Here is a 20,739-nt window from a genome sequence, read left to right on the forward strand (position 1 = left end):
CTTTCATACAGTAACACTAAATTTCGCTCAGCGTGATGTCGGTCATGGTCCCTGCCTCCACTGCCGTCCGGCCGTGGCGCCCGTTTCTGCTCCGTGGGCCCTTGGAGATTCTCGAAACCGCCCCTTGGGCCCGGTGTCTAGCCGGCGTCTAGTGGAGTATTCCTTCCCCTCTCGCCTCGAGGTTGACTTTGGCAGTGCGCTGGATCACACTAAACCCTACGAGATGATATTGCCTCTCATACAGTGATACTTTAATTATCAAGGAAAAATGTCAATGAAGAGATTGATCCGCACTACGGCCACAGCAGGCACGGCTGCCGCACTTGCCCTCTTGATGAGTGGCTGCGGAAACAGCGCCCCCGCTGCCAACAGCACCCAGGCCGGAAGCGCCACCGCCGATGCAAGCTTGAGCAAGTTGGTGCCCGACGACATCCGCGCCAAGGGCACTCTCGAAGGCGGAGCTTCCTTCGATACGCAGCCGATGAACTTTTACTCTCCGGGAAACAAACCGGACGGGGTGATTATTGATCTGGTTAATGCTGCCGCGGGCCGGCTTGGCCTATCCATCAAGTGGTCCCAGATTCCCTACGCCGGTCTTGTACCTGCGCTCCAGTCCAAGCGCGTTGAGATCGCCGGTGCGCAGATCAGCAAGACGGCAGAGAACAATGGTGTAGTGAACCTGTTGGCCTTCTATAAGGCCTCTTCCAGCTTGCTGGTCCCGGCTGGAAAGGAGTACTCGTCCGACACCGATGCCTGCGGAACGCGCTTCGGCCTGACCACGGGATCTACTGTGAACAAGAACATCGCCGACTCGATCAACAAAGAGTGCACCGACGCCGGCAAGCCCGAATTGCAGTACTTGTACTTCCCCAGCTTCAACGCAGGGCAGGATGCAGTCCGGGCAGGAAGAATCGATTCGTTCCTGAACTCCACTCCCCAGATTCAGCTCGCCGTTAAGGCCGACAAGACCTTGGGCTCAACCCTCGTAGGCAAGCTTGCCGCCCGTGAGACCGGTGTGGCGCTGCCAAAGGAATATGGCGCGCTGACCCAGGCCTTCCAAGGAGCCTTCAATGCCATGATCGCCGACGGCGAATACAAGAAGATCCTCGACAAGTGGGATCTGGCGACCATGGCGGTCGACAAGGCAGAGATCAACGACCAGATTCCGATGTGATGGAGAACGCGCTGATGCACCCCTCGGTCAATTCCGCTCAGAATCCTCTGCCTGCCGCCACATCACGTCTCGAGGTGCCGGACGTCGTCGCCGTGAAGAGGCACTACGGCCGCTGGGTCACCGTTGCAATCCTCGTCGCGATCGGCCTCGGCGCGGTCAAGTCACTCGCGGAAAACCCACAGCTTGAATGGGACGTTGTTGCCCAATACCTCTTGGATGGCCTGATTCTTGAAGGTCTGGGGCAGACCGTCATTCTGGCGCTGATATCAATGATCGCGGCGACTGCGATCGGGCTTATTTTCGGCTTTTTCCGGCTCAGTTCCAACCCGGTGCTGCGGACGGTTGGCAGCCTCTACGTCTGGGTTTTCCGCAGCGTCCCGGCGCTTATCCAGATCCTCTTTTGGGGAAACCTGGCACTTTTCGCTCCTCGGCTTGGTCTGGGGATTCCCGGGACGGGCTGGAACCTGGTTTCGGCCCCGACAAACAGTGTCCTCTCCCCTTTTGCGGCTTCAATCGTTGCGCTGGCATTGGCCAACGGGGCATACCTTGCCGAGATCATCCGCTCGGGACTGCTCTCGGTAGACGAGGGCCAGCACCTGGCCTCTTCTGCTCTGGGTCTGACATGGTGGCAGGCGCAGCGGAAGGTCATCCTGCCCCAAGCTCTTCGGGTCATGGTTCCTCCTGCCGGGAACCAGTTCATCACGCTGCTGAAGGAAACTTCACTGGTCTCTGTTATTGCCGGGGGTGACATTCTCAGCAAGGCGGAGAACATCTCCGGTTACAACCTCAGGACCATCGAACTGCTGATCGTCGCAGCCGTCTGGTATCTCCTCGTCACCAGCGCAGCCACGCTCGGTCAGACCTTCATCGAACGCCGCACGTCCCGGGGTCATACGCAGCAGCGACGCAAGACCGCCTCGGCGGAACCGACCATGAAGGAAAAGGAGGTCACGCCATGAGCAGCGTAGACGTCGTCAACGTGCACAAGAGCTTCGGTGACAATGAAGTCCTCACAGGCATCGACATGCAGGTCGGCCAAGGCGAAGTTGTATGTCTCCTTGGCCCTTCGGGCTCGGGCAAGAGCACCCTGCTGAGATGCATCAACGGTCTGGTCATGCCTGACAAAGGTCACGTTGCGGTCGGTGGCAACCTCATTGGACGCAAAGTACGTGACGGGAAACTGCACGACCTCCGTGGGCGCGAAGCGTCCGTTCAGCGTGAACGGATGGGCATGGTGTTCCAGCAGTTCAACCTGTTTCCCCACCTGGACGTGCGAGACAACCTGATGCTCGGGCCGCGTGCACACCGGCTCGCCGGCAAGGCCGAACTCGAAGAGAAGGCACGCCAGCTCCTGAACAAAGTCGGGCTCGGAAACCGCGCAGACGCCTATCCCTCCCAGCTCTCCGGCGGCCAACAGCAACGCGTAGCCATCGCCCGCGCCCTCATGATGGAACCCGAACTCATGCTCTTCGACGAGCCGACCTCGGCGCTGGATCCCGAACTGGTCGGCGAAGTACTCGATACCATGCGCTCCCTGGCCGAGGAGGGCATGACCATGATCGTCGTTACGCACGAGATGACTTTCGCCCGGGGAGTAGCAGACCGCGTCGTTTTCATGGCCGACGGCCGCATCGTGGAAGACACCCGACCAGAAATCTTCTTCGACAACCCGGAAACCGAGCGTGCAAGGTCATTCCTCCGCCTCGTCTGACCACCAAGCACGCACTACCTGAAAGACCATCATGACACTGTCAGCACAACAGCTGTGCCATCGCTTCGGCGCCCTGCCCACTCCCAACATCGGCGACGCCATGGAACGCCTTGGGATCCTGGACTCGAGCATCAAGCCAGTTTGGCCCGGAGCGCGCCTCGCCGGCCCAGCCTTCACTGTCTGGACCCGCGCAGGGGACAACGCCTACCTGCACCGCGCCCTCGCCGAAGCCGCCCCCGGAGACGTTCTAGTGGTCAACGGCCAGGGCGACGAATCCCGCGCGCTAATGGGTGACCTCATCGGTGCCCGGGCCCGCAATGCGGGGATCGCAGGATTCGTCATCGACGGCGCAGTCCGGGACGCCGCAGGCCTTGAGCGGCTGGGCATGCCCGTCTTTGCACGCTCCATCTCCCCAGCCGGCCCCTACAAGAACGGCCCCGGTATCCTCGCCGGACCGGTCGCTGTCGGTGGAGTCGCTGTCCTTCCCGGCGACATCATCCTCGGAGATGGGGACGGCGCAGTCGTCGTCCCGCGAGCCCGAGCCGAGGAAATCCTTCTGGCAGCGGAAGCCGTGTACCAAGACGAAGCCGAGCGCATGAGGAAGATTCTTTCGGAGTTCAGCGGCACCGAAACTCTCGAACAAAAGGAGGACGTATGCGTTGCACCGTAATTGGCCTCGGAGAAGCAGGACGCATTTACGCCGAGCGCCTGCAAAGTCACGGCCACGACGTCGTCGGCTTCGACGTCTCCCCGATCCCAACGCCCGGCCTTAGGCGTGCTGAAAGCATGGCTGAGGCCGTGGCCGCAACGGACGCCGTGATCGTCATGACCACTGCCCTGGCGTCCATCCCGGTCGCCCGGGACGCGGCACCATACTTGGTGCCCGGCACCCTGTATGCGGACTTCACGTCCGCCGCTCCGGACGCGAAGCTGGCTCTCGGGCAGGTACTGCCTGCGGGCGTCCGGGCGGCGGATATAGCGATCCTTGGGCCGGTCATCGCGCTGGGTGCAGCGACACCTCTGATGGCCGCCGGCCCTGGAGCCGAAGCAGCCGCCGGCCTACTGCGTCCTCTCGGCGCCCCGGTGGAGGTCGTAAACGGGGCCCTTGGAGACGCAATGGCCCACAAACTCCTCCGCAGCATCGTGATGAAAGGTCTCGCTGCCGTCATTTGCGAAGCAGTGGAGGCAGGACGACGCGCTGGCTACGAAGACTGGGTCCGCGGCCAAATCGCCGCCGAACTAGCCGGGGATGCCCACGGAACCATAGACCGTTTCATCACCGGATCAGCGAAGCATGCAGCGCGCCGCGCTGAAGAGATGAGCGCCGTCGCTGGCTATTGCCACGCTCTGGGGGCGCCGTCCCACATGAGCGCAGCAGCTAGGGACTCACTGCTGGAACTCGCTGGCGCTCCAGTGAAAAGCGCATGAGCGGGCTGTATACGATTCAACCCGGGGAGCCGGGTCAGCGACAGGAGGTGCTCCGGCTCTTTCCAGGAATGGCAAAGCTCGGAGCCCCTCTGCGGGAACAAGCCATCACAGCCTGGGTGAGTGCTTGGCTTTCCAGCACCCACAGCAGGCTGGAAGAGATGCCCTACTCTCTCCAAGCCGTGGACTACCGCCTGCTCGACCACACCAACGAAGTCGCCGACGTCGGGCTCGTCCTCGGTGAGTACGCGCGTGGGCGCTGGGGCAGCGGATTTGACGCAGATACGCTTCTGGCCGCGCTGATCCTGCACGACATCGACAAGGCCCTCCTTTACACCCGGCAGGACGGTGTGGTCGTGGCCGACCCGTCGCGGGCGTGCCTGCCGCACGGCGTCCTGGGGGCGATGCTGCTCAAGGAAGCAGGCCTCCCGGACGACGTCGTCACCCTCGTCGGTACCCACGCCACAACAAGCCCTATCAAGACGGCCGGTGCTGAGGCCTGGATTCTGCACTATGCAGACCTTTTCGCCTGCGATCACGCGTTCGGGCAGGCCCAAGGTACGCTCCCGTTCTTCCAGCGGACCAAGAACTGAAAGCTTCCGAGCTCAACCGGCAGCTGACCTGCTCAGTCTGATGGGCCAAGGCGTAACGGTCCTCCCTGGTGGCACCCGTGCCACCAGGGAGGAACCGCGGGGGTCTGAGGCTTCGAGCTGCCTCCACGAGGTCAGCGGCTGCGTGCAGCGATACTTGCTCCGGCGTTCACGACATCGCGTGTGGCTTGCGACAGCAGTTCCGGCGTTAACGTCTCCTCCGGCCCGACCACCTGGACCACGCCCAACAGGTCGCCGTCCCGTCGCACCGGTGCGCTGACCGAAACGGCCCCGGCCACCCGTTCGTTGCGTGAGACCGCGTACCCCCGCGAGGCGATCTCGTTCAGGGACGCCATGAAGTCCGGCATCGTGACAATACTGCCGCTTGCTGTTTCCATCTGAACCATGTCACCCAGCGCTGCTGCCCGGGACACGTCGTCCATGTAGGCCAGGAACACCTTGCCTCCGCCCAAATGCAATGGAAGCCGCCCCCCAAGCGGCAACTGATAGCGCAGCGGACTGCTTCCCTCGACCCGGGCAACCAGGATTCTAGATGCCCCGAGACGGACCGACAACGATGCCGTGAGGCCTAAAGCTGCCGCCAGCTCCTGGAGGACGGGGGTGGCCGTCAGTACCAAATTGTTGCCTACCAGGAAGGAATGCGCAGCAGCCAGGGCCGCGGGTCCAATGCTGTAGCCTGCAGAGTCCTGGGCGACGTAGTTCGTCCGTTCCAGGACACGAAGCATTCGCTGCGCGGTGGCAATGTGAAGGCCGGTACCACGCGCTACATCGGCCAATCTCGCCGGCTTCCCGCTATTTGATAGGAAGTCGACCACTTCAAAAGCCCGCTCCACCGAGCGCATGGTCGAACGTTCCGGGGTCCCTCCCGCTTCCGCCATCATTCCTCCTGGAATCCTTGAAGAAAACCTGCCCTAATGTCATAGCGCCCCCGCGGGCTCCCTGATGAAACCCACGTGGTAGCTAAGGGCGGCGCAGGCTCACGTCAGAATAGTCAGCGTCAGCAAACCCGACAGCAAATATCATACAGTGATATAGGCGGAGGTTCGGTACCCCACTAGCGGCCGCTGACCCGGGGGCGCGTGCACAGCCCAAGCACTCTCGCAGAACTCTCCCTCCAGCTCGGCGGGGGCGCTGTCATCAAGAACCCGTGAACGGCAGTCCACGCGTTTTTCAACTGTGCCTGCCAGGTGTACTGCCCAGGGACGTTGGTTTGGTGAATGTGATGACTCGCTGAAGTCGTTGAGCCAAAGGTGAGGACCTCCTGTTGCTTAGACAACCGCTGCAGCGACCAGGAGGTCCTCGCGTCCCACGCTCATGCCGCTTGACTCCGCGCCAACGTTTACGCGTCGCGCGTCTGGTCGTGGACCACGGCTGGCTGGCCGGTATCCCGGGCTGCCGAGCAGTTCAACTGCTCCTGGCCGACGGCGAAACGGTGGGCGGCCCGTTACGCCGCGATGGGTGACACCGGTATGGCTGATAGGCCCTCGTGCCCGCACAGGGTGGCCAACCGGACGCCGCAGCAACTGGTGCGCATGGTCGTGCACCTGCGCTGGAAGCAGCGGCTGGGGCCGGTCGCGATCGGGGCGAAGCTGGCCACGCCGGCCTCGACCGTGCACGCGGTCCTGGTCCGGTGCCGGCTGAACCGCCTTCATCACGTGGATAAACGCATCGGAGAAGTCATCCGCCGCAGCGACCACGAGACTCTCGGAGCGATGATCCCCGTCGATGTGAAGAAACTCGGGAACATCCCCGGCGGCGGCTGGCGCAACGTCGGCAAACAAACGGGCCACCGCCGGGGTTGAGGGTGAGCGGTAAGGAGGAATTCAGTCAGTCTTGGCTATGTACACCTCGCATGAGGCATTGTGTGCCACGCTGTTCGCAACGCTCCCGAGAACCCGGCCGATACCGCTCATGTGCCTGCTTCCAACGACGATCATGTGGGCATGGTGTGATTCCGCGTGCTGCACGAGGGCTTTAGCGGGCGAACCATGGACCGCGAAGTGGCCAACGCGCAACCGCTCGGAACGGACGGCCTCTGCCGCCTCACGTGCGACGCTCTCCGCGTACTTTTCATCGGAGAAGGCCGGTTGGTCCTTACCTATCCCGAGGACTTCTGCGCGTTCCTGGGTGAACGCCGTAACTACATGGAGGTCGGCGCCCAAAGCTTCGGCCAGAGCTGCTGCTGACGCCGCAGCCTTCTGCGCGGTTTCGGTGCCGTCGACGCCTACGACGATTAGCTTGGTCATTCCTGATCTTTCTTTGCTGGAGTTTCGTTTTGGACCTCTGCGGGCCCGACTAACAGTTGACGTCCTGGTATCACCCATGCCTCAAGACCCCCGCAACTGGAACATGGGGCCGCAGCCGTTGGCGCTTTCGACAATCGACCATTCACAGGCGGGAAGAATCGGGCGTTGGGACCCTCAGCGATGCCTGTTCGTATAGCCCGATTCGGGCGCACGACGACGCGCGGGTCAACCGAGGGGGTTCCGTTGGACGTTCTTGCGGAGCCTTCGGCTGGTCACGTGTCTTCTTCCGGGTCGTGGGGCGTCGTCAGGCGCTAGCGGGGGGCATCTCGCCGGGGCGCAGCGGTCAACGTGCCATTTGGTGGTCTATTAGCTGGGCCGGGGTCTTTATACGATGGCGGTGGCGTTGGCCGGGGAGCCGGTGGCCCCGGTGACGTTCAGCGGCTTGATGCTGATAAACGCGTCCCAGCTGCCGGTGGTCCTCATGTGCCGGGCCAGGGGCGCGAGTTTCCAGAGTTCGCCCAGGGGCAGGCCGAGTTTGGCCAGGAGTTGCTGATGCATCATGCCGTGGTCGTTGGGGGCCGTGGACCGGTAGGGGCTTTCGGGAACGGCCGGCAGGCATTCGAACGCAAAGTTGTCCGCGGCGGCGAGAGCGAACCGGCTGTCCCATGCCCAGGCGACGAACTCCTCAGACTGGGCCAGGCCGGAGGCTTTGCGGCTCTGGCGGATGCGTTGCTTCTCCTCCGGATCAAGGTTAAGGAACCATTCGCACCAGCCGGTGTGGAGCATGAGGATGTCGCCGGGGCGGGTGGTGAGGGACTGTGCCTTTATGGCTGCCTGGACCAGGTCCAGGGTCAGGGTCTCCCCGTCCGCGTGGTCAATGGGCTCCCCGGAGCTGTTCCGGTACCCCTCGAGATCCACCAGCACACCCCGGCCGGTGATGGGGTGTTCCGCCCATTCCTGGATGCCCAGGTCCGTGGTGCCCTCGGTGATCCGGCCGTCCGCGGTGCCGTTGTAGAAGCCCACGTCATCCGCGCGTCGGTGCCGGAGCCCGTCGATCTGGGTGGACCCCTGCAGGTAGTACCCGTCGAGGTAGTCATCCCGGTGGGCCGGGTGGGAGGAGTAGATGGTGTGCCGTGGCGCGCTGCGCTTGAGGGACATGCCGGGATCGAAGGCGTTCGCCGGATAGTCCAGGCCGAAGACGCTCCCGGTCCGGATGCTGCTCCTGGCCGCAAGAATGGCGGCCGGCGTTATGAACGACGGGGTCCCCCGCTCCGATTCAGGAAAGAGTCCCCAGGATGTCCCTGACAAGCGGCCCTCCCTTTTAAGCAGTTGGTCGAAGGAGGGAAAGGTCTGGCTCTCAGTCATCGAGTGGTGACTTTCTGTTGCTGCGGCACCGCTTTCTTGGGGTGCTTGTAGGTGAGTAGGAATCCGGCCACGGCGCAGACGGATGCGGCGATGCAAATGGGCGGTTTGATGGAGTTGTTGAAGAATTCCAGCCATCCATTTTGCCCGGCCACCAGGCCGGCCGCCTGGCCGATGACAAACAGGACGCCGCCGATGAGGAGTGCTCCGAGGGTGACGACGAAGACGGTTTCGGTGATCCTACGGGTTGTGTTCATGGTGGTTCCTTAGATCGGCAGGACGCCGAGGATGATGAGCACGCCAATGACCAGGAGGGGTAGGGCGTAGTGGGTGAGGAGGCGGGCGAAAGTCTTGAGGGGGTTCACGTCTGCAATGCCGCAGGCCACGTAGAGCGGTGCCCCGCCGGGTGGAACCGCGGCCTCGCAGGAAGAGAACACCAGGACGGCGACGGCCGCGGTGGTGGCCGGAACGCCGGCCGCGACGAGGGCTGCGACGCCGACTGTTCCGACGGCGGCCATGGTGGCCGTGGCGGAGAGCGGGGCCGCCACGGCGATGACGATCAGCCCGATCAGGATGGCGAGCAGCCACAGCGGGAGGTTCATCCCGTTCAGCAGCGCGGTCATCTGCTTGGGTAGGCCGGTGTAGGCCAGGGCATTGGCGCCGGCGAAGGCGAAAAGCACCGTAACCCCGACGATCCCGAAGCGCGGGGCTGAGCCGTGCAGCAGTTCGGCCCAGGCGCGGCCGGTGCGTGGCAGTTGCTTCCGGCCCAGCAGGGCACCGGTGATGAGCAGGACCACGGGGATCCAGACGATCACGCTGACAGATTTGCTGACGTCGCCGCCGGTCCAGTCGGAGAGCGCCGAGGTGAGGAACCCGGAGGTGATGGCCAGCGGGATGGCGACGACGACGAACAGCAGGAGCATGGCCCAGCCCTGGCCGAACGCGGCGCGGACGGACAGGCGGTGGGCGGCGTCCAGGGGTGCCATCCCGCTTTTGCGGATCAGCAGCCAGGTCACGATAAGCCGGTGGAGGAAGCACCACAGGCCGCCGAAGAGCAGCGGCAGGACCAGGGCGTTGATGTTAAGCAGGGGCCCCACCGTGGCGGAGCCGACCAGGACGAACATGGAGGCGCTGAACGGGAAGGTGATGCCCATTCCGGCGTTCCCGGCCACCAGGGTTGCGGCCGCGGGCTTGTCGAGCTTGGACTTTTCCATCCAAGGGATGGTGACCGACCCCACGGTGGCAGCGATGGCAGCCTGGTTGTGGACCACGCCGCCCAGCCCGGCCGAGGCCACCGTCGAAACCCAGGCTGGCCCGCCCTTGACCCCGCCGATCAGCGAGTTGAGCAGGTCGATCAGTCGGTCCAGGATTCCGGCCTTGTCCAGCAGGTAGCCCATGAAGACGAAGGCCATGGTGGCGTAGACGATTTCGTCGGTCGCGGCCGAGTAGAGTGCGGACCAGCCCGCCTGTGCTGCAGCGGCGCCGGTGAACGGGAGGACCACCAGGAATCCCAGGATCATGGCTTCGCCGACGCTGCGCTTGATTAGAGTGGTCCAGAGGAGGATGACGGCAAGGTATGCCCCGAGGGCCCAGATGCCGATCATATTCCTGCCCCTGACGTTGCAGCGTCGTTCTTTTCGTGGTTTGTCATAACAAGCCTCTTCATTGATTCTGTCCGACCACCGGGTCAGCGCAATACCGGGGCCACGTTGTGCTCAGCGATGCGGGCATGTGCCGCTGCAGAGGCTGTGGTCATCTCCGCGGCCACTCCGAGTTCGGAAAGGTAGCTGGCGGTTTCCTGCATTTCCCGTGACCGGCGCAGTGCATGCTTGGCGGTGCCGGTCACGAAGCGGTCGATCACGGCCTGGCCGTCTCCGGCAAGCTGGTTGGCGATCTGGCCGCGGATCCAGTCTTCCAAACCTGCGGCTTTCCCGGCGTTGACGGCTTCGACCACGACGGCGGCCAGGCCCTTCATCAGGACGCTGCGGAGCAGCTTGTGCGCCATGGCCGCCCCTGGCTCCCCCTCGGTGATTTCGACGGCGACGCCCAGCGGGCGCAGTAGGTCAGCCACGGCCTGGGATCCCGGGCCGCTGACCATCAACGGTGTCTTTTCGCCCAGTGCCGAGATGGGCCCCAGGATTGCTACGTCAGCGAAGTTGGCTTTGCTGGGCAGGTGGCCCAGCTCGCGCATGACCGTTGGGGACGAGGATGTGAAGTCCGCGTAGGTGCTGCCGGCGTCAAGGACCGGCAGGCACTCCTGGGCCACGCTCCAGGCTGCCGCGGCCCCGGTCATGACAAGGACGATGTCCGCCCCTTCACAGGCCGCTGCAGCGGTGGCGGCGCGGGTGACGCCGGCGGGTGTGGACGGGGCCACTGGGTCGAACCCGGTGACGGTGTGGCCGGCAGCGGTGAGTGCTGCGGCGTAGGTGGCGCCGGCTTCGCCGAGGCCAATGACGGTGCATGCTGTCATGGGATTGATGTCTTTCTCGCTTGGAGGGATACGTCAGCTAGGAGCGGGCGGCGACGATGGCCTGGCGGCGGTCGGTTTTGTCGGTGAAGACTGCTCCCGATGCTTGGACTACGGCGGCCGCCTGTTTTTGCGGGGTATGACCGCCATGCTGTTGTCGGGCAGATAGCTGGACTACAGGCTTATGGCCTTCATCTTCTTTTCGGCTTTGGCGTCCCCCATCGCCTTTGGATGTGCGCTTCGCGCTTCGGCTGCGCGTTTCGAGGGTTTTTGTCATCAGGTGACTCCGTTGTCAGTGGTCCTTCGTCGATCGCACCCTAGAATTCCATAAGGTGAAATAGCTTTACGTCTAAAGAAATAGTGACACCGGGCACACGCGCTGTCAAACGCAATGGGATTACATAGGATGGAATGATGACCACGCAAGCAAGCACCGGCGAGCCGACCCCCGACGAGACGGCCCCGAAAGCCTCCAATATGCGCTCGCTCAGCCGAGCCTTGGAGGTCTTCGCCGAGCTTCAGCGGGCTGAGAGGCCGCAGCGCCTGAGCGATTTGGCCAGATCCTGCGGGATGAGCCTGCCCACCACGTTGAGGATCCTCCGCGTGCTGCAGGATTTCGGCATGGTCAGCCAGACGGATAAGTCCTACCGGGTAGGCCCGGCGGTGCTTCCGGCAGCGAGGAGCTTCCTGGAAAATAACCCCTTGGTTGTGTTCTCCCGCCCCATCCTGCAGCAGCTGGCGACCCAGACGGGGCTGACCGCCTCCTTGTACACCCGCCTTGGCTACGAACGCATCCTCGTAGCACGGGTGGATGGAGAGGCTCCGCTTCGCTACGATCTTCCGCTGGGCAAGCGGCTCCCCCTCACATCGGGCGCCGGCGGCAAAATTCTTATTGCTGCAACGCCGCCCGAAGAGTTGCGGGAGGTAGTCCGGTTCGCCGTGGCCGCAGGCTATGAGCCGCAGACGTTCACCGTTGAGGAGTTACAGTCACGACTGCCGGACAGCACTGCCGACTTCGCATACTCCGCCGATGAGCGCGCTACGGGCGTGCACTCCGCGGCAGTCGCGGTCCCCGATAGGGCGGGCCGGCGCACAGAATCAATCGCCCTGACCAGCCCCGTCGAAGCTGCCACTGAAGCCACTGTCATGGCCGGGGTTCCGGAGCTCCGCCGCGCGGCAGCAAGGCTGGCAGAGCTCCTTGAGGGCTCTGTCTACTGACGCCCCCCAAAGCCGCCACTCGTAAGGGCGGCATTGCCGCTGACAACAAGTGGCCGCTTGTGCTGGAATCTCGTCAACGACGGGGTCGGCGCGGCCCTGCCCCTCCCCCGAAAAATGCTGCCAAAGCTTATTAGGACAACGTCTGTCAATCAAGGGAACACCCCAACCTGACGTCAGATGGACCACCAGAAGACCGTCGGAATAGGGTCCGGAAGCAGTTTCTGCACATGCGGATCGGGTAGGTCTTAGATTCAAAATGGACAGCTCTGGCCTTTCACCCGCTCTAACGGCGTCCCCCGGTGGGGTCGGCGAGACGTCACGCAGGCTTGAACCGCGAGGCCAGTGATTTACGGATTTCCGCCACGTCAAGATCCCCGGCTGACTGTTCCGTGAGCTCCTTTGCTAATCGTTTTGGCCAGACCACGTGAACGCCACGTCAAGATCCCCGGCTGACTGTTCCGTGAGCTCCTTTGCTAATCGTTTTGGCCAGACCACGTGAACGCCACGAGTCGAGAACGCTCCCCCGATCAGCGGCCAGTCTGCTTCTATGAAGCAGAGCGCTCCGGTGACCGGAACATCCCCGACGAGGTCGCGCACGACGTCGAGCTGCCTAAGCACGCCATCAACCAGTGCCGTGCGATCTCGGCGGCCAACGAGGAGCTTTTCGACACGTGGGCGAAGGATGCCACCTTCGATCCTCAATTCAGGCCGTCCTTTGTATCTCTTGGCATCGATCAGCCAAATGCCACTAGGAGTGATGGCAATGTGGTCGATATTGGCCTTTGAACCTGGGATGCGGCGGTCATGGAGAACAGCCAGGCCATCGGCGGCCAAGGCATCCAGCCGGGCGCCCAGGCGCTCCTCACCGATCGCGCCTCGATCCCAGGACTTGGTGTGTGGCCTCTCGCCCGCGAGGGCGACTGCAATGCCTCCTAAGCGACCCCACTTCTCGCGGAGCTTTTCCTGGTCCTTCGCCTTTCGGCGCTCATATTCGCGTCGGGCGGACGACCCCGCTACTCCGGGCTCAACGGTAAACGACTCATCACTAGGTGGTGTTAGATCGGGGTACCTGGTTGCCGAAGCGTCTGTGGCACACTTCAGGCAGAGGACGGTCTTCGTGTCGCTCTCGTAGATCGCATTTGTCCCGGGAGTAAGGGACGCGCCGCAGCTTCGACACGATCCGGCGTACCTGAGCCTCATCTGCTTCATAAGAGTGGACTTTGAGTATGCGGGAACCCAAACTGAGGATCGAGCACGGCTTCTAGTTCGCGGTGGTGCTTGCCCATGACGCAATCCTCACCCATGGCAGGAGAGTTTTCGGTGTATTCCGCGCGGGCGGCGCCCAAAGTGCCCGCGACAATCCATAGTCACTTGCCAATAAACCTAAGCATGCTTACTATAGGGGCAGTCGAAGGGGATCGGCTTTGTGGGGAATGGGAAAACGGAAAGGCGCGCTCCGCGACCGGAGCGCGCCTTTCCCCTGTCATAACCTGGCGGCGGCAGTACAGACGTCCGCAGATTGCCCCGCGGCGCTATGCGGGCACAGGCTCCAGGCTGCGGGTATTGGCGGGTTTGGACAGGCCGAAATGCTCCCTGAGCGTTTGTCCTGAGTACTCGCGGCGAAATAGTCCGCGGGCCTGGAGGATGGGTACGACGTGGTCCACGAAGGTGTCCAGCCCGGAGGGCAATACGGGTGGCATGATGTTGAACCCGTCCGCGGCTCCGGCTTCGAACCACTCCTGGATCGCGTCGGCCACTTGGTTGGGGGTGCCGGCGAATGTCCGGTGCCCGCGGCCGCCGCCGAGCCGCCCGATGAGCTGCCGCACGGTGAGGTGTTCCCGGCGGGCGAGGTTCACAATCAGGGTGTACCTGCTCTTGGCGCCCTCAATAGCGTCTTCCGAGGGCAGATCGTCAGGCAGTTGGGCGTCCAGCTTCAGGGACGCCGCCGGAACACGCAAGACCCCGGCGAGCTGGTTGCGGGCGTATTCGGGCAGGATCAGGTCATCGAGTTCCTGCTCGAGCCGGCGCGCTTCCTCCTGGGTTGAAGCGATGACCGGAACGATACCGGGCAGGATCTTGATCGCTTCCGGATCCCGGCCGGCTGCCGCTGTGCGCTGCTTGAGGTCTGCGTAGAAGCCCTGGGCGTCCCCGAGGGTCTGGTGTGCGGTGAAGACCGCTTCGGCGTAGCGGGCGGCGAAGTCCTTGCCGTTCTCCGAGGAGCCGGCCTGCACGATCACGGGGTGTCCTTGCGGGGATCTTGGGACGTCCAGGGCGCCCTCGACTTGGAAGTGCCGGCCGTGGTGGTTGGCCGGGTGTACCCGGGTGTTGTCCGCCCAGATGCCGGCTGCCTTGTCGGCCACGATGGCGTCGTCGTCCCAGCTGTTCCAGAGCTTCGTGGCGACGTCGAGGAACTCTGCGGCACGTTCGTATCGTTCGCTGTGGGCAGGCTGGCCGGCCAGGGAGAAGTTCTTCGCTGCCGCGTCCCCCGCGGTGGTCACGACGTTCCATCCGGCCCTGCCGCCGCTGATCTGGTCGACCGAGGCGAAACGGCGGGCGAGGTTGTACGGTTCGTTGTACGTGGTGGAAGCGGTTGCAATGAGTCCGATCCGTTCCGTGACGGCGGCTATCGCGGCGAGCAGGACGGTGGGTTCCAGGCTCCCGTAGGGCCGCTGGGTGACGTCGCCGTGCAACACCGGGGAGTCAGCGAAGAAGATGGAATCCAGTTTCCCGCGTTCGGCGGTCTGCGCCAGCCGCTGGAAGTGGGCCACGTCGATCCCTGCATGGCTGTCGCTTTCGGGCAGCCGCCATGATGCCTCGTGGTGGCCGGTGCTCATCAGGAACGCGTTGAGGTGGAGCTGCCTCTGCCCGGCGGTCATCGCTGTGCCCCGGCGAACGCGGCCCCGTCAAGGACGACGGTTTCGGAGTAGGATGACGAGTCTCCCTTGATGGATGTGCTGTGGCGGCCGTCCACCCCGACCGGGATGTCCCCTGCGATGGTGACCCGGTTCAACGTGCGCGGCTGTCCGTCGTAGTTGTCCGGGGCGTAGTGCTGGGTGATGCGGTTATCAAAGAGGACCAGCTGGTTCGGTTCCCAGTTCACCCGGACCACGTTTTCCGGGCGGGTGATGTAGGCCTGCAGGAGCCGGAGGATGTCTTTGGATTCGGTGTTGGACAGCCCCACGATCCGAAGCCGCTGGGCGAACCCGCCGATGAACAGGCCCCTCTCCCCCGTCAGCGGGTGGACCCGGACCACCGGGTGGGCAGTTTCGAAGTGGATGCGGGTGAACTCTTTGCGGCGTTCCTCGGCGTTGGCATGTTCGAGGTTCTTGGGGACAGAGTAGTCGTAGTCGTTGGTGTGGATGGCCCAGAGAGTGTCCGCGAAGTTCCGCAGCTCTTCGGGGAGGTCCTGATAGGCGCCGGCAGAGGACGCGATGAGGGTCTCCCCACCGTAGGCCGGCAGGGTAATGCTGCGCAGCGTGGATGCCTGGGGCGGGTTCACGACGAAGGTGACGTCGGTGTGCCAGTTGTTGGCGCTGCCGTTTTCGCTGTCCACCGGAAGCACGGCCGGTTTGCCGTCCACGGACGCAACCGTGGGGTGGGCGTTGGTCAGCGGGCCGAAGCGGCTGGCGAAGCGGACCTGCGCGTCGTCGTCGAGCACGTTGGCTTCCCGGAAGACGAGGGCCTTGTGTTCGTTCAACGCTGCGCGGATCTGGGCGATGGTGGTTTCGCTCAGATCCGCGCTGAGGTCCAGTCCGCGGATTTCCGCGCCGATGCGGGAGCCCAGCTTGGTGAACTCGAGCTTGGTTTCAGTGATGACGGACATGATGGTTTCCTTTGCAGTTCAGTACGTTTCAGGTCAATACGTTGGCGGTGCGGTGCGGTGCGGTGTGTTTGTGGTTCAAGGTGGTGTGTGCCGGGATGGTTAGCCGTTCCCGACGCCGACGGCGGTCCGCCAGCCGGAAAAGTGGCGTTCGACCCCGACGAGCAGGTAGTTCACTGCCAGGCCGAGCAGCGAAACGGTCAGGATGCCGGCGTACATCTCGGGGATGAGGAAGCTGCTTTGTGAGTTGACGATGAGGTAGCCGAGTCCTGCCTTGGCCCCGACCATCTCGGCGGCGATGAGGACAAGAATTGATGAGGTGCCGGCCATCCGGATGCCGGTGAAAATGGTGGGGACCGCTGAGGGAAGGATGACTTTCTGGAAAAGGGTGAAGTTAGACAGTCCCAAGGAGCGTGCCGCACGGATCAACAAGGGGTCTACGGTCCTGACCCCGGCGATGGTGTTCAGGAGCACCGGAAAAAAGGCGGCGTAGGCGACGATGCTGATCTTGGAGGTTTCGCCGATCCCCAGTAGCAGCGTGAATACCGGGAGCAGGGCCAACGCTGCGGTGTTCCGGAAGACTTCAAGCAGGGGGTTCAGGAACCGGTCAAGGGCTCCGTACCAGGCAACCAGCAGGCCCAGGACGACGGCCGACACTACGGCGATGCCGAATCCGCTCGCGGAGCGGGTGAGGCTGGCGGCCAGGTGGTTCTGCAGTTGGCCCCTGGCGATCAATGAGCCCAGCGAGGCTAGGACATCATGCAGGGGCGGCAGGAACACCCGGGTCGAGGAAGGGGCGAGATAGAGCGGACCGAGTTCCCACAGAAGCAGGAACAACAGGATCGCACCGGCCCGCCAGAGGGCCCGGCCGCCGTTTAGGGCTCCGCGTTGGATCCGGGAAAGAGCCGTGACTGTTGCAGGATTTTTGTGCCGTGTCCGGTCACCGGCCGTGGGCGGGGTTGCCGAGGCTTGGGTGGTGGTGTGTGTGTCTGTGGTCAGGGTGGGGGCGCTCATCAGGCTGCCTTTCCGCTGATAGGTTGCGGGGCTTCATCGGGTGCGGTGCCATCGGGGAGGATCTTGGCGTGACCTGCCTGCTGGGCTTTGAGGACTTCGTCGTGAAGGAGCGCCCAGACCTTATGTCGGTGCTCCACGAACGCTGCCTCGGATCGGACGTCACGGTCACCGGTCCGGTCTCCGAGGTTGATCGGGACGAGTTCCTTGAGCCTGCCCGGGCGTGAGCTGAGCACGGCGACGCGCTGGCCCAGGTAGACCGCTTCATCGATGCCGTGGGTGATGAAGATGATGGTTTTCCCGGTGGTCCGCCAGATCCGCAGCAGTTCTTCCTGCAGCTGTTCGCGCGTCTGGGCGTCCAGGGCGGCGAACGGCTCGTCCATCAGCAGGACGTCCGGCTCGTAGGCGAGGCTTCTGGCGATGGCCACGCGCTGCTTCATTCCGCCGGAGAGTTCGTGCGGGTAACGGTCTTCAAAACCGGCCAGGCCCACGAGGTCAAGGTACGCGCGGGCCTTCTCGGCGCGTTCCTTGCGGCTGAGCCGTTTGCCGTCCTTTCCTGGGCCTTCCAGACCGAAGGAGACGTTGGCCGCGGCCGTGCGCCAGGGAAACAGTGCGTATTGCTGGAAGACGACGGCCCGGTCCTTGCCTGGCCCCGTAACCTCTTTGCCGTCCAGCAGGACCTTTCCGGTGTCTGGCCGGGTCAGCCCGGCCAGGAGGTCCAGGAGCGTGGTTTTCCCGGACCCGCTGGGACCAACCAGGGTGAGGAATTCCCCGGCGGCCACATCGAGGGTGATCCCGTCCAGGGCTGTCAGGGTCGAACCGAACGGAGCGTCCTTGGTCGGCCTGACCGTGAAGGTTTTCCCGACGTTTTGCAGGCTGATTTTGGGTGCGGAACTCTGCGTCATGAGGAGGCCTTCAGCAATCCGTTGTATTCGTTGGTGTAGTACTTGGAGGGTGTGATGTCGCCGGTGACGATGCCGGTGTCCTTGAGCCAGTCGGACCAGCGGCTGAAGTCCTGGTCGGTGATCGCTCCCTTGTCCGGTACGCCGACGCTCTTCCAGTACTTCAACGTTGCGGTGCTTTCGTTACGCTGGCGCTTCTCGATGATGCTGGTGAAGCGGGCAATGACCTCATCGCGGGGGGTGGTGCGTTCCCATTCGATGGCCTTGGCGACGCCGGTGGTGAAGATCTTGGTGGTTTCCGGGTTCTGCTGGATGAAGTCTTTCCGCAGGACGTATTGGCCTCCGGCGAACGTTCCGAACAGCTCGAAGTCGCTGAAGAGAGACCGGAGGCCACCCTTGGCGACGGCATTGTCCTGCAGTACCCCACCCAGGACTCCAACGTCGACCTGGCCGCGGCGGATGGCTTCCTCGGTGTCGTTGGGGGGAACCACGACCAGCTGGACCTGCTTGATCTCGTCTTGGCTCAGACCGTTCTTCTTTAGGTAGCTGTTTAGGACCGCGTCGGAGTGGGCGCCCAGGGTATTGACCGCCACCTTCTTGCCGATCAGGTCCCGTGGCGTGCGGATCGGGCTGTCGTCCTTGACGTAGAAACCGTTGAAGGTCTTCTCGTCCTCCCCGTAGTAGTTGATGACGGCAGTGACCGGGGCGCCCGCCTCGATGAGCTTGACGACGGCGCCGGAGAAAGCACCGCCGAAATCGGTGGCACCGGTGGCCGCCGATTGGATGCTGGCCGGCCCGCTGATGGTGTTACCCACCCAGTTCAGCTTCACGTTCCCCAGGTAACCGAGATCCTCAGCAAGCTCGGGAAGGCTGACACTGTTTGCTGACCCTTCATAACGCAGCTCCGTCACCTCAGGCGCTCCGGAACCGGCCTGGGCGGTCGCCGGGCCCCCACAGCCGGACACCCCCAAGGAGACGGACATGGCCGCGGCCACACCGAGGACGGAGAAGGTTCTTCGGGAGATATGCGGGTTTTTCATGAGGGACTTTCTGGGCTTCGATGTGGATTCTGAGTGGCCGGCGCTACGTCCGGCCCGGCTGTGTCCACCATGAGAGCAGAGAAGAAACCAGTGCAGAAGGGCGGCGTTCATGCTGGGAAACCGCGAGTAACGGCCAGCTCATGCGGCGTCGCAGGGAGCAAAACAGACGCACAACGACATGCTGCGGAAAGTAGCGAAATTCAAGGCAAGGCAGGGCCATGCAACGACACCTACCCGCCGGTACACCGTCTCGGGGCGTCATCCTTCGCCCTCAAACAACGCGCGTGCCTTTCAAAGTTGGCGGCTTCTCGAGGAGTTCGTGAAGCCGCGGCCGGTCAAGTTTCGATCGGCGAGCATTTCGGCCGGTGGCTGTGACCACTCGCAGGGAAAAAGATTTCTTCATAAGTCGGGCTTTGTTACCCGGTCACTCCACGCGCAACCTGCTCCGGCAGAAGCACTCTCAAGGAATGACTCCGGACGGGTGCCCGTGTCAGCGGAGCGACACAAGCACCAGAACCACGGGAACAAAGCTGATGCACACCGCGCATCCGGCAGTCCGGTCCCGCAAATCGGTTGCACACCCGGCTGACGTTTATGCGGTGGGGTGTGGATCAGTTCCGCTGCCCACAGCCGGGGACAATTCTGAGGGGTTACCCACCGCTACTGCTGCAAAAGGGAGCTACCCCACCGGCTCCTAAATCCAGCCGTGGATAACCCGGATTGACCCCAACCATGGACTGCTCAGACCTACGTATGTCCCTTTATGCTGCCTAGCCCAATTTGGGGTCCAAAAGCTTCATAAAGCGGCCAAGAGTCCTTGACGGCTTCCCGGCAACTCCTAACCCGAAAATCCGAATAGCTGATGGACTGCTAGCCTTAATTCATGGCAAAAAAGACAGTCGTGCTGCTGGAAGATGATATCGACGGCTCCGAAGCGACCGAAACCTTATCTTTCGCCCTCGACGGCAGTGAATACGAAATTGACCTCAATGGGGGCCACGCCAACGAACTGCGTGACGCCTTGGCCCGCTTTACCAAGGCCGGACGCAAAGTATCCGGCGGACGCGGCCGCGCCGCAGCCCGTACTAAGTCTTCGCAGGGGGGACCGGACGCCAAAGCGGTACGGATGTGGGCCGCTGAAAATGGCATCAACGTCAACACGCGTGGTCGCATCCAAGCGGAAGTCATGGAGAAGTACGAAGCCGCTCACTAGAACCGCAATATTCAAGAATCAGGGCTGGGACATTAAGGTGTTCCAGCCCTGATTTTTATTTGCATCCATGTCATCCTGCCGGTATCCCGGTCAACCAGGAATAGTCCGTACATCCGGGAACCATCCGGCCGGGGCCTTTTTGGGCTCCAAGTGTTCGGGGTCGCGGTGTTTTTGCATGTCGCATTTGTAAAACGGGCCGCGCGGGTCGAGGAGAACGCTCATGTGGTGGTCAGCGTGGTCCTTGAACCAGACGCTGATGCCGGTGGCACCATCGAGTCTGAGGTGTTCCCAGGCACGCCACAGTGCTTCCACCCGGGAGACAGCTTCCGGGTGGAAATACCATTCGATGCACCACTTCGCTGCCCGACCGTCGACATCGCGGACGTAGGTGGGCAACAGCTGCTCGTGCAGGAACTCTTCGGCAGAGCCGTAGACCAGCTCCGGCGGCTTCTGCTGTTCACTCCCATCAGCACAAGCCTCCCGTGCGTCCGGGCCGGGAGTTTCGCCGAAGCGCCCGATGTCTATCGTCATGCCGTACT

At 63.1% G+C, this 20,739-nt stretch carries 24 protein-coding genes and 1 pseudogene; 11 read left to right on the forward strand and 14 right to left on the reverse strand.

Annotated elements, in window-relative coordinates:
• The first annotated feature begins 274 nt into the window (after positions 1-274).
• The 6 genes from C563_RS0113430 (at position 275) to C563_RS0113455 (ending at position 4,903) form a co-directional block, all read left to right on the forward strand.
• Positions 275-1,174, forward strand: a complete 900-nt coding sequence (locus C563_RS0113430; RefSeq protein WP_018762583.1) for a transporter substrate-binding domain-containing protein — start codon at positions 275-277, stop codon at positions 1,172-1,174.
• Positions 1,174-2,133, forward strand: a complete 960-nt coding sequence (locus C563_RS21320; RefSeq protein WP_018762584.1) for an amino acid ABC transporter permease — start codon at positions 1,174-1,176, stop codon at positions 2,131-2,133. The genes C563_RS0113430 and C563_RS21320 overlap by 1 nt, the downstream gene beginning before the upstream one ends.
• Positions 2,130-2,885, forward strand: a complete 756-nt coding sequence (locus C563_RS0113440; protein ID WP_018762585.1) for an amino acid ABC transporter ATP-binding protein — start codon at positions 2,130-2,132, stop codon at positions 2,883-2,885. Before C563_RS21320 ends, C563_RS0113440 begins: the two co-directional genes overlap by 4 nt.
• A 31-nt stretch (positions 2,886-2,916) precedes the next feature.
• Positions 2,917-3,555 carry an RraA family protein gene (locus C563_RS0113445; protein ID WP_018762586.1) on the forward strand — a complete coding sequence of 213 codons (639 nt, stop codon included), beginning with the start codon at positions 2,917-2,919 and terminating at the stop codon, positions 3,553-3,555.
• A complete protein-coding gene (locus C563_RS0113450) occupies positions 3,540-4,313 on the forward strand; it encodes an NAD(P)-dependent oxidoreductase (protein ID WP_018762587.1) in 774 nt (257 codons plus the stop codon). The genes C563_RS0113445 and C563_RS0113450 overlap by 16 nt, the downstream gene beginning before the upstream one ends.
• Before the next feature lie 158 nt (positions 4,314-4,471).
• A complete protein-coding gene (locus C563_RS0113455) occupies positions 4,472-4,903 on the forward strand; it encodes an HD domain-containing protein (protein ID WP_196803351.1) in 432 nt (143 codons plus the stop codon).
• Positions 4,904-5,034: 131 nt separating this feature from the next.
• Here the strand turns inward: C563_RS0113455 and C563_RS0113460 are convergent, their stop codons facing one another.
• Entirely contained in the window at positions 5,035-5,802 is a 768-nt protein-coding gene (locus C563_RS0113460) for an IclR family transcriptional regulator (protein WP_018762589.1), read from the reverse strand.
• Positions 5,803-6,303: 501 nt separating this feature from the next.
• On the opposite strand from C563_RS0113460, the pseudogene C563_RS23035 reads away from it, so the two are divergent.
• Positions 6,304-6,381: pseudogene (locus C563_RS23035) on the forward strand (hypothetical protein); the annotation flags it as partial.
• Positions 6,382-6,390: 9 nt separating this feature from the next.
• On the forward strand, positions 6,391-6,723 hold the full coding sequence (locus tag C563_RS21920) for a hypothetical protein (protein ID WP_155845177.1): 333 nt from the start codon (positions 6,391-6,393) through the stop codon (positions 6,721-6,723).
• 21 nt (positions 6,724-6,744) lie between these two features.
• Here C563_RS21920 and C563_RS0113470 read toward each other — a convergent pair whose 3' ends face one another.
• The 6 genes from C563_RS0113470 to C563_RS22595 all read right to left on the reverse strand — a co-directional run bounded on the left by C563_RS0113470 (position 6,745) and on the right by C563_RS22595 (position 11,273).
• Positions 6,745-7,167 (reverse strand): universal stress protein, encoded by a 423-nt coding sequence (locus C563_RS0113470; RefSeq protein WP_018762591.1) that lies wholly within the window; start codon positions 7,165-7,167, stop codon positions 6,745-6,747.
• Between the two features lie 384 nt (positions 7,168-7,551).
• Entirely contained in the window at positions 7,552-8,532 is a 981-nt protein-coding gene (locus tag C563_RS0113475) for a cyclase family protein (RefSeq protein WP_018762592.1), read from the reverse strand.
• Entirely contained in the window at positions 8,529-8,786 is a 258-nt protein-coding gene (locus C563_RS0113480) for a hypothetical protein (RefSeq protein ID WP_018762593.1), read from the reverse strand. Before C563_RS0113480 ends, C563_RS0113475 begins: the two co-directional genes overlap by 4 nt.
• Positions 8,787-8,795: 9 nt before the next feature.
• The gene (locus C563_RS0113485) at positions 8,796-10,133 is read right to left on the reverse strand and encodes a TRAP transporter large permease subunit (protein WP_018762594.1); all 1,338 of its coding nucleotides are present in this window, start codon (positions 10,131-10,133) and stop codon (positions 8,796-8,798) included.
• An 83-nt stretch (positions 10,134-10,216) separates the two neighbouring features.
• Entirely contained in the window at positions 10,217-10,999 is a 783-nt protein-coding gene (locus C563_RS0113490) for a DUF1932 domain-containing protein (RefSeq protein ID WP_018762595.1), read from the reverse strand.
• A 37-nt stretch (positions 11,000-11,036) separates the two neighbouring features.
• Positions 11,037-11,273, reverse strand: a complete 237-nt coding sequence (locus tag C563_RS22595) for a hypothetical protein (protein WP_196803352.1) — start codon at positions 11,271-11,273, stop codon at positions 11,037-11,039.
• Positions 11,274-11,407: 134 nt separating this feature from the next.
• Between C563_RS22595 and C563_RS0113500 the strand changes: the two genes are divergently transcribed.
• Positions 11,408-12,214, forward strand: a complete 807-nt coding sequence (locus tag C563_RS0113500) for an IclR family transcriptional regulator (RefSeq protein ID WP_018762596.1) — start codon at positions 11,408-11,410, stop codon at positions 12,212-12,214.
• Between the two features lie 402 nt (positions 12,215-12,616).
• On the opposite strand, the gene C563_RS22795 is transcribed toward C563_RS0113500, so the two are convergent.
• Positions 12,617-13,048 (reverse strand): nuclease-related domain-containing protein, encoded by a 432-nt coding sequence (locus C563_RS22795; RefSeq protein ID WP_231369898.1) that lies wholly within the window; start codon positions 13,046-13,048, stop codon positions 12,617-12,619.
• Here C563_RS22795 and C563_RS22925 point away from each other — a divergent pair.
• Positions 13,019-13,150, forward strand: a complete 132-nt coding sequence (locus tag C563_RS22925) for a hypothetical protein (RefSeq protein WP_269208835.1) — start codon at positions 13,019-13,021, stop codon at positions 13,148-13,150. The genes C563_RS22795 and C563_RS22925 overlap by 30 nt on opposite strands.
• A 596-nt stretch (positions 13,151-13,746) precedes the next feature.
• Here the strand turns inward: C563_RS22925 and C563_RS0113510 are convergent.
• The 5 genes from C563_RS0113510 to C563_RS0113535 all read right to left on the reverse strand — a co-directional run bounded on the left by C563_RS0113510 (position 13,747) and on the right by C563_RS0113535 (position 18,987).
• Positions 13,747-15,090 carry an LLM class flavin-dependent oxidoreductase gene (locus tag C563_RS0113510; protein ID WP_018762598.1) on the reverse strand — a complete coding sequence of 448 codons (1,344 nt, stop codon included), beginning with the start codon at positions 15,088-15,090 and terminating at the stop codon, positions 13,747-13,749.
• Positions 15,087-16,037, reverse strand: a complete 951-nt coding sequence (locus C563_RS0113515; RefSeq protein ID WP_018762599.1) for a TauD/TfdA dioxygenase family protein — start codon at positions 16,035-16,037, stop codon at positions 15,087-15,089. Before C563_RS0113515 ends, C563_RS0113510 begins: the two co-directional genes overlap by 4 nt.
• Positions 16,038-16,136: 99 nt before the next feature.
• Positions 16,137-17,048: an ABC transporter permease gene (locus C563_RS0113525; protein WP_018762600.1), complete on the reverse strand. Its 912-nt coding sequence runs from the start codon at positions 17,046-17,048 to the stop codon at positions 16,137-16,139.
• The gene (locus C563_RS0113530) at positions 17,048-17,950 is read right to left on the reverse strand and encodes an ABC transporter ATP-binding protein (protein ID WP_018762601.1); all 903 of its coding nucleotides are present in this window, start codon (positions 17,948-17,950) and stop codon (positions 17,048-17,050) included. The genes C563_RS0113525 and C563_RS0113530 overlap by 1 nt, the downstream gene beginning before the upstream one ends.
• Positions 17,947-18,987, reverse strand: coding sequence for an ABC transporter substrate-binding protein (locus C563_RS0113535; RefSeq protein ID WP_018762602.1), 1,041 nt, complete (start codon positions 18,985-18,987; stop codon positions 17,947-17,949). The genes C563_RS0113530 and C563_RS0113535 overlap by 4 nt, the downstream gene beginning before the upstream one ends.
• An 883-nt stretch (positions 18,988-19,870) precedes the next feature.
• On the opposite strand from C563_RS0113535, the gene C563_RS0113540 reads away from it, so the two are divergent.
• Entirely contained in the window at positions 19,871-20,200 is a 330-nt protein-coding gene (locus C563_RS0113540; RefSeq protein WP_018762603.1) for a histone-like nucleoid-structuring protein Lsr2, read from the forward strand.
• Positions 20,201-20,290: 90 nt separating this feature from the next.
• Here C563_RS0113540 and C563_RS0113545 read toward each other — a convergent pair whose 3' ends face one another.
• Positions 20,291-20,731, reverse strand: a complete 441-nt coding sequence (locus C563_RS0113545; RefSeq protein ID WP_026264810.1) for a DUF4913 domain-containing protein — start codon at positions 20,729-20,731, stop codon at positions 20,291-20,293.
• Positions 20,732-20,739 lie beyond the last annotated feature (8 nt).

Source organism: Arthrobacter sp. 135MFCol5.1, from assembly GCF_000374865.1.
Taxonomy (GTDB): Bacteria; Actinomycetota; Actinomycetes; order Actinomycetales; family Micrococcaceae; genus Arthrobacter.